Origin of the sequence: Streptomyces sp. NPDC046859, from assembly GCF_040645135.1 — a bacterium.
Classification (GTDB): Bacteria; Actinomycetota; Actinomycetes; order Streptomycetales; family Streptomycetaceae; genus Streptomyces.
This window is the reverse complement of record NZ_JBEYXR010000051.1, coordinates 1-7,419: the sequence shown is the minus strand read 5'-3', so window position 1 is coordinate 7,419 and position 7,419 is coordinate 1. Positions and strand designations below refer to the sequence as shown.

The window sequence follows — 7,419 nt, the reverse complement described above, 5'->3', positions numbered from 1 at the left end:
AGACCCCAAGCCGTTCATCTGGACCAAGACCGCCGAGGAGATCCTCGAATCCCTCGCAAGATTCTGCCGACGGATCTCCGGCGCAGGACACTAGGAGACGTCCTTTCGTCTCTCAGGCCCGTTCCGCTGCCTCTGCCAAGATCCAGCGGGGCGGGCCGTTCTGTATCTGGCGGGTGCCGGAAACCCCACGTTACGCGACCTTGCTATAGCTCGCTATGTCTAGCCGCATTTCGCCACAGCGCGGAGCATTGATCATGTGGAACTGGACCCGACCCGCGCGAAGTGGACTCAGATTGCCGTCGAGATTGAGCGGCGCATTGACGCGGGCGTGTACCCAGTGGGCACGAAGCTTCCCGGCATCCTTGCCTTGTGCGCTGAGTTTGACGTCGCCCAGGTGACCGCACGGAAGGCACTTGCCGACCTACGTGAGCGCCGGTTGATCCGTACTGAGAACGGCATTGGTTCGTTCGTCACTGAGCGCCCCAACTAAGCACGGTCTTAAGCGAGTTGGCGGGCTGCACGAAGCCGCCACGCACCCGCTGACCTGGGGGTTGCTCAGATCTGCTAGTTGTGAATGTTCGGATCCGCGAGCACGGCCCAGCCCGAAGCCGTCGAGGTTGCGGAGATCAGCGACAAGGGTGGCGCCGAGGCCCAGCAGCCGGTCCACCTCCTGCTCACGTGAGGTCTCCGGGCGCAGGTACAGATGGAGTCGGTTCTTGACCGTTTTGGGCTCGGGCACCTGGTTGAAGTAGAGCGCGGGGCCTTCCGCCAACGACACCTGCGTCTCCGGGTCACCCGGTCTGGCGTCGGGATGCAGCGGACAGCCCGTCACCCTGCTGCAGAACCGCGCCAGTTCATAGGCATCCGCACAGTCGATCGCCACGTTCTGCAGTACCGAGACCATGCGAGCCAGCCTTCCGGATCGTCGCTCCAGGCGCCACCGGCTTCCACTCCGTCCCCGCCCCTCACAGCTCCTCACCGACCCCCCGGCCGGCCGCCGCGGCCAGGAGGCGGTACAGGACCGGGACCGGGATCGCCGGGTTGGTGACCGCCTCGTAGGCCGTGTCGCGGTCGTGCAGCAGCCCGGACAGGACGCGGGCCGGAAGCCGCGCGCTGCGGATCGCGGCCGCGCGGACGTAGTCCTTCGGGTCGCTCAGCAGCCGTACGGCGTCGGCCGGTGCCAGTCTGGGGTCCACGGCGGCGCGCCGGCGTACCTCGGCTTCGGGATCGCGGGCGAGTCGTACGACGTCGGCGGCGGTGGACCGCGGATCGTCCAAGGCCAGCCGGCGCATCCGCCCGTCGGGATCGTCGACATGACGCAGCAGGCCGGTGCGGGGGAAGTTCGGGTGGTCGTGGGGACGGCCGGGGTGGCTGAAGCTGCCGTCCCACCAGCGCCAGACCTCCAGCAGCGTCTCGGCCGGCGCGTCGTCGCAGGATTCGGCGAGGAACAACTGGACCACGCGGTCCTCGTCCCGGGCCAGACGCTCCACGACATCCGACGGAAGGTGCTGGGCACGCGCCACGCTGCGGCGGACGAGCGGATGGGGCGAGGCGGCCAGGCGGCGCATCGCGTCGGCGTCCCCGTGCAGACTCTCCACCCAGGGCAGGGCGGACGACATCGACGTCAGGTCGAAGTCATGGGGCACGGCCGCCCGCTGCTCCTCGGTCAGGTCGGGGCGCACCGCCACCACCGAGCGGACGTCGTCGCAGGCGTCGCCCGCCAGGACGGCGACACCCGATGGGCTGAGCCCGGGGTTGACGGCCAGCGCCCGACGTACTCCCGTGTCCCTGTCCCGGACCAGCTCCGCCTCCAGGCCGGGCGCCAAGCGGCACTGTTCGAGCGCGCGCCGGGGCTCGGGCAGCGAGGTCAAGACCCCGCGCGGCATCGGCACGGTGGTGTGGTGGGCCAGCAGCGCGGCCGCGCGGACCGTGCCGTCGGGGTCGGTCAGCAGCCGCTCCCGGACAGACGCGGCGAGATCGTCCCACCGGCCACAGGCAGCCGCGCGTACGCCGGGATCGGCGTCGACCGCGACGGCGGGCAGGCGGTGCGCGGGGACACCCGGGAGTTCGGCGGCCTCGGCGCGGCAGGGGCCGGTGAGGAGGACCTCGTACAGGTCCTCAGGGAGACGCACACCTCGGGCGCAGGCGCGGGTGGCCCACAGCACGCGGCGGCCCGGCGACGGTTCGGCGCGGATCAGGCGTACCCACTGCTCCGGCGTGAGCTTCGGCCGCAACGTGTCGGCGGTGCCACCGCGTACCTCCGGGTCGGGGTGGGCCAGCGCGGCGTCCAGGACGGCGGGCCGGTCGCAGCTGTGCAGGAAGCCCGGCGCCAGATCAAGGAGTTCGATCAGCAACGCGTCCGGCGCGGCAGGGTTGAGCCCGATCCCTTCGGCCCAGTGGGCGGGCCGTGCCGGTTTTCCGGGTACCGCCGCCCACACCTCGTCGCGTTCGGCCTCGGTCTCGCTCCCGGCGGCCTCGGCGGTCTCCTCCAGCCGCTCAGGCAACCGGTCGAGCGCTGTGATCCGGGGCTTGTCCGCTCCAGGTACTTCCGCCAGCAGCACCTGCCCGTCCAGGGACAGGGCCACGAACCCGGGGCCGCCCGAGAGCCCCGGCAGGCCGCCGGCCGAGCGGACCCGGGTCCACCAGGCGTCGTTGCCGCCGATCCGGTGTCCACGGACGGCCACCAGGAACTCGCCGTCGCCATCGGCAAGGCGGTCCCACCATGTGACGTCGAGCGCCTCCCGGACGGCGTCGTCCGGCGCCGCGATGCCCCGGGCGACGCGCCAGCTGGCTTCGGGTGGGAACACGCTGCCGGGGCGCACTTCCGCGAGCACGACGAGCCCAGCTCGGACCAGCAACTCGTTGAGACTCTCTCGCGGCGGCACGCGATCATGGTCCTCTCCTGATCAAGATCGGACAAGCACCTCTCCATCTGTCTGCGAACCGCCGCCTCCGTCGCCGCCGCCGTCTGGCTTCGCACATGGCCGCCCGGGCAGCTAGCCGTCGATATCGAGCGCAGTGCCGTACAGGCGGTCCACCTTCAACCGGATGACCATGCGGCGCTCGGCGACCAACTGCTCCAGGAACGCGGCTTCGTCCTCCGGCTTCGCCGCAGGCGGGATCATCGCCAGGAGTTCCCGCCCGACGGCGTCGCCGGCCACGGTCGTGCTCTCGGAGACCTCGGCCTCGCCCTCTGCGACGGCGAACGACCACACGTCGCCGCCCTGCACATGAAGCGCCGCACGCGGGTTGCGCCGCAGGTGCGCGACCTTGACCCGGTCCGCCGTCGTCGAGAACCGCACCGTCCGGGCTTCGGCATCCCAGCTGTACAGCATGGTGGTCAGGTGGGGGTGGCCACTGCGCTTGACGGTGGCGAGCGTGCCGAACTGCTGCTTGCCGAGCAGGCTGGAGAGGGCATCGTCGGACAGGGGGCGAGGTGCTGGCCTTTGAGTCATGACGTGGTCAACGTCCGTGCCCGAGCGGCAATTTCCGGCACGTGACTCCAGGACCGTTTTCGAGCCGAACAACCGAATCCTAGAGCGCCGAGCAGCCGAGCCCTTCGGGTACTTCGCCGATCAGCGGGTCGGCGCCGCCGGGCGGGAACGACGTACGCAGGGTGAAGGCGTACGGGGTCGGACCGTGGGTGCGCAGGTGCAGCAGACGCGACTCCGCTTCGGCGACGGTCGGACGGTGGCCCTCCGGCACCCACCACAGCGTGGTCATGGCCTCCCGGACGCGCTCGAACCACTCGCGCCGACGGCTGAGCATCTCCCGGTGGCGGCCCTGGTACATGAACGCGGTCAGCGTGTCGGTGTCCCGCCATACCGACATGTTGATGATCAGCCATGGGTCGCCGAAAACGGGGATGGCCGTCGCGTCGCCCTCCTCGCTCTGCAGCCGCCACACGAATCCGTCGGCGGCGTCGGCGTCGGCGTTGACCGGGTCCAGGTTGTCGACGAACTCCTTCAACAAGGGAGTGTCCAAGGGGGCTTTGAGTCGGGCGATGTTCACCTGGGCGAGTTCGTATGCGGTGTCGGTCATGTACCGGAGGTTAGGCCGGGGTCGATGCGCCGAGGTACCCCCGTCTCATCAACCGATCACGCGTGAGCGCGAGTTCAGGGCATCTTCTCGTGCTTTGCCGCTCAGCGCCTCGACTCGTACCGGGTCATGACCACGCCGCCGGGAAATGTCCGCGTGTCCAGCGTGTTCAGGTTCACCCAGCTGTCGAGCGCGGTGAAGAACGGTGTACCGCCGCCCACCAGGACCGGATGGGTCGCGACCACGTACTCGTCGACCAGTCCGGCGCGCATGGCCGCCGCGGCGAGTGTCGCGCCACCGATGTGCATCGGGCCGCCCTCGCCGGCCTTGAGCCGCGTAATCTCGGCGACCGCGTCGCCGGTGACCAGGCGGGCGTTCCAGTCGACCTTGTCGATCGTCGAGGAGAACACCACCTTCGGCGTGTCCCGCCAGGTCCGCGCGAACTCCATCTCCGCCGGGGAGGCGCCGGGCTGCTGGTCGCCGGTGGGCCAATAGGAACTCATCGTCTCCCACAGCTTGCGTCCGTACAGAGCCAGATCACAGGCCTGCTCGAGGTCGAGCCACCACTGGAACAGCTCCTCGCTCGGCGGACCGCTCCAGCCGATGTCGTCACCGGCCGCGGCGATGTAGCCGTCCAAGGACAGGTTCATGCCGTAGATGAGTTTCCGCATGGCGCAGCTTTCCCTCCGTCGATGTCTGTCATGGAGACCAGCGCGGCGCGGGAAACTCATCGGTGCGCGATCCGTACTCGCCGGTCGCCCTCGTGTTCGTCCTCGTGCTCGTCCTCGTGCTCGTCCTCGAGACTCAGCGTGATGTACGTGGGTGACGCGGGCAAGCCGCCCCCATCGCGTCCTCGCCCTCACCCTCGGCGACCGGCAAATGGACCAGTGAAGGTGAGCATCAATGGCCCACATCTTTGGGCCGCCCCGGCCCTAGGGTCGGAGACGTGACAGCACCGGGCACCTGTCAGTCATGCCGTATCCCCCGCCGTGTGCGATAACGGGGAGGACGGGTGCCGGGAGCGGTCGCGGCGGGCGACCTGCTTCCCACGGGAACGCTCGCGTCATCAGGCGCGATGTCCGCTCCCTGATTTCCCTCCTAACTCCGAGGACCCCTCATGCAAGCCATCACCGTCCAGGAACGTGACGCCGGTGTCGGCGGCCTGACCCTCTCCGAGGTGCCCCCTCCGCACGCCGCCGAGAACGACGTGATCGTGAAGGTCCACGCCGCCGGGTTCACTCCCGGTGAGCTGGACTGGCCCAGCACGTGGACGGATCGAGCAGGTCACGACCGCGCCCCGAGCGTGCCCGGGCACGAACTTTCCGGCGTGGTCACCGCGCTCGGCTACGGCACCACCGGCCTGACCATCGGCCAACGCGTCTTCGGTCTGACCGACTGGGCCCGCAACGGCTCACTGGCCCAGTACACGGCTGTCGAGGCGCGCAACCTCGCCCCGCTCCCGGCCGACGTCGACCACATCACGGCCGCCGCTCTGCCGATCTCCGGGCTCACCGCCTGGCAGGCGCTGTTCGACCACGGGCACCTGACCACCGGGCAGACGGTGCTCATCCATGGTGCGGCCGGCGGCGTCGGTTCCCTCGCCGTCCAGATGGCGCGCGAGGCCGGCGCGCGGGTGATCGGCACCGGGCGGGCGGACGACCGTCAGACCGCCCACGACCTGGGTGCGGACGGGTTCGTCGACCTCGATACCGAGAAGCTGGAGGAGGTCGGCGAGGTGGACGTCGTGCTCGACGTGATCGGCGGCGAGATCCTCGAACGCTCGGCCGCCCTCGTCCGCCCGGGTGGCACCCTGGTCACCATCGCCGAACCGGTCACCGTCCACCCCCGCGGCGGACTCGGCGTCTTCTTCGTCGTTGAGCCGGACCGGACCCGCCTGGCCGACCTCGCACAGCGGGTGCGGGACGGCCGGCTCAAGCCGATCGTCGGCGCCGTCCGCCCGCTCGCCGAGGCGGGTTCCGCATTCGCCCCCGGCAAGCGCGTTCACGGCAAGACGATCATCCGCGTCGCCGAGAGCTGAGCCGGCAGGCCCCAGGACGAGGACCAGAGCGGACCCGGTCCCAGACCCGGCCCCGCGGAGAAAATCACCGTGTGAGCGTCACGGCGCCCTGCTAGCGTCTGCGGCATGAAGCGCGCTGCCATGACGACGACGCCGGAGAGTGTCCCGGCGCGCTGACAGACGACCTGATCCGAAGCCCCGGGGCGAGTGCCCCGGGGCTTCGGCGTAGGACCGGTCGCTTGCTCCGCACTCAGCAGGGAGAGCATGATGACCACCTCGCAGGACCACCGCAGGCTCGGCCGTGAACTCGGCCTGTTCGACACCGATCCGCTGATCGGCGTGGGGCTGCCGTACTGGCTTCCCGACGGCGCGGCCGTGCGGCACACCCTGGAGGAGTACATCCGTGGCGCCGAGCGGCGGGCCGGCTACCAGAATTCATTCGCAGTGCATCAGCCTTTAGGCTGGGTGGTGAAGCGAATCTACTGGTCGCGACGCGGGGCGTCGCGGATTCAGGTCCGGCGGAGCCGGACGGCGTGGTTCTTTGCCTGGGGTGAGGAGCGTCGCGAGGGCTTTCCCGGTTCAGCCGGGTGGTGCGCACACCGGTCTCTGCTGTTCGATGTACTGCCTGATCACGGAGAGCGGGGCGCCGGCGGTTCCGGCGAAGTAGGACCCGGACCAGAGTTTGCTGGCCCGCCAGTAGTGGCGTACCAGGTCGGGGAACTCCTGGCGGAGCCTTCGGGAGGAGACACCCTTGAGGGAGTTGACCAGCTTGGTCACGGCGACCTTGGACGGGAAGTTCACCAGCAGGTGGACGTGGTTGTCCTCACCGTTCCTGCATCTCACCCATAACCCAAGTATGTAGGGTGACGGTCATGCAGCTCCGGTACAGCTTTCGCCTGTACCCGGATACCGGCCAGCAGAGGGCGTTGGCGAAGGCGTTCGGGTGCGCCCGTGTCGTGTTCAACGACGCGGTGCGTGCCCGTGAAGACGCCCGTAGGGCCGGGCAGCCTTTCCCGACGGTCGGTCAGCTGTCCACGCGTCTGATCACCGAGGCGAAACGGACTGCCGAGCGGTCCTGGCTGGGTGAGGTCTCCGTGGTAGTGCTGCAGCAGTCCCTGCGGGACGCCGAGAGCGCTTACCGCAACTTCTTCGCCTCCCTCAAAGGCACCCGCAAGGGTCCGAAGATCAGTCCGCCTCGATTCAAGTCCCGCAAGGACGACCGGCAGTCGGTCCGGTTCACCGCCAACGCCCGCTGGAGCATCACCGGCAGTGGCCGTCTGGACCTGCCGAAGATCGGCGCGGTGAAGGTGACATGGTCCCGCACCCTGCCCGCCACCCCCACCTCCGTCACCGTCGTCAAGGAC

At 69.5% G+C, this 7,419-nt stretch carries 7 protein-coding genes and 3 pseudogenes; 4 read left to right on the top strand and 6 right to left on the bottom strand.

What is annotated here, in order from left to right; translation table 11 throughout:
• Positions 1-256 precede the first annotated feature (256 nt).
• Positions 257-490 carry a GntR family transcriptional regulator gene (locus ABZ899_RS36265; protein ID WP_361355124.1) on the top strand — a complete coding sequence of 78 codons (234 nt, stop codon included), beginning with the start codon at positions 257-259 and terminating at the stop codon, positions 488-490.
• A gap of 74 nt (positions 491-564) precedes the next feature.
• Here the strand turns inward: ABZ899_RS36265 and ABZ899_RS36260 are convergent.
• The 5 genes and pseudogenes from ABZ899_RS36260 to ABZ899_RS36240 all read right to left on the bottom strand — a co-directional run bounded on the left by ABZ899_RS36260 (position 565) and on the right by ABZ899_RS36240 (position 4,709).
• A pseudogene (locus ABZ899_RS36260) lies at positions 565-904 on the bottom strand (VOC family protein).
• A 61-nt stretch (positions 905-965) separates the two neighbouring features.
• Positions 966-2,885 carry a hypothetical protein gene (locus ABZ899_RS36255; RefSeq protein ID WP_361355121.1) on the bottom strand — a complete coding sequence of 640 codons (1,920 nt, stop codon included), beginning with the start codon at positions 2,883-2,885 and terminating at the stop codon, positions 966-968.
• 111 nt (positions 2,886-2,996) lie between these two features.
• Positions 2,997-3,455, bottom strand: a complete 459-nt coding sequence (locus ABZ899_RS36250) for a TIGR03618 family F420-dependent PPOX class oxidoreductase (RefSeq protein ID WP_361355127.1) — start codon at positions 3,453-3,455, stop codon at positions 2,997-2,999.
• 79 nt (positions 3,456-3,534) lie between these two features.
• Entirely contained in the window at positions 3,535-4,041 is a 507-nt protein-coding gene (locus ABZ899_RS36245; protein WP_361355118.1) for a DUF3291 domain-containing protein, read from the bottom strand.
• A gap of 101 nt (positions 4,042-4,142) precedes the next feature.
• Entirely contained in the window at positions 4,143-4,709 is a 567-nt protein-coding gene (locus tag ABZ899_RS36240; protein ID WP_361355115.1) for a dihydrofolate reductase family protein, read from the bottom strand.
• A gap of 446 nt (positions 4,710-5,155) precedes the next feature.
• On the opposite strand from ABZ899_RS36240, the gene ABZ899_RS36235 reads away from it, so the two are divergent.
• Together ABZ899_RS36235 and ABZ899_RS36230 are read left to right on the top strand one after the other, a co-directional pair.
• On the top strand, positions 5,156-6,076 hold the full coding sequence (locus ABZ899_RS36235) for an NADP-dependent oxidoreductase (RefSeq protein ID WP_361355112.1): 921 nt from the start codon (positions 5,156-5,158) through the stop codon (positions 6,074-6,076).
• 246 nt (positions 6,077-6,322) lie between these two features.
• Positions 6,323-6,514, top strand: a pseudogene (locus ABZ899_RS36230) (threonine--tRNA ligase); the annotation flags it as partial.
• A gap of 120 nt (positions 6,515-6,634) precedes the next feature.
• Here the strand turns inward: ABZ899_RS36230 and tnpA are convergent.
• A pseudogene (tnpA, locus tag ABZ899_RS36225) lies at positions 6,635-6,886 on the bottom strand (IS200/IS605 family transposase); the annotation flags it as partial.
• Between the two features lie 41 nt (positions 6,887-6,927).
• Here tnpA and ABZ899_RS36220 point away from each other — a divergent pair.
• Positions 6,928-7,419 (top strand): transposase (locus ABZ899_RS36220; RefSeq protein WP_361355109.1); only part of this gene is annotated, 492 nt, incomplete at its 3' end.